We start from the raw sequence: 328 nt of genomic DNA, 5'->3' as shown, positions 1-328 counted from the left end.
CTGATGTTCTCGCCGCGCACGATATGGCCGAGGAACTGCGTGACCACGCGCGAGCTGCCTTCCTTCGGCGTGTAGATCGAGTCGAGGCCCGGGCCGATCCAGTTGAACGGACGGAACAGCGTGAAGTTCAGGCCCTCCATGCCGTAGCCCCAGATCACGCGGTCCATCAACTGCTTCGAGCACGCATAGATCCAGCGCGGCTTGTTGATCGGGCCATACGACAGTTGCGATTCTTCCGGATCGAACTGCTCGTCCGTGCACATGCCGTAGACCTCGGAGGTGGACGGAAACACGAGGTGTTTGCCGTACTTGACGGCCGAGCGCACGA

General features: G+C 61.3%; 1 protein-coding gene. It reads right to left on the bottom strand.

Going from position 1 to position 328, the window contains the following annotated elements:
• A partial coding sequence (locus tag EN859_RS36370) for an NAD-dependent epimerase/dehydratase family protein (protein ID WP_135913686.1) occupies positions 1-328 on the bottom strand: 328 nt, incomplete at both ends.

The sequence above is a fragment of the Mesorhizobium sp. M00.F.Ca.ET.216.01.1.1 genome (genome assembly GCF_004010325.2).
Taxonomy (GTDB): Bacteria; Pseudomonadota; Alphaproteobacteria; order Rhizobiales; family Rhizobiaceae; genus Mesorhizobium.
This window is presented reverse-complemented; position numbering and strand designations above follow the sequence as displayed.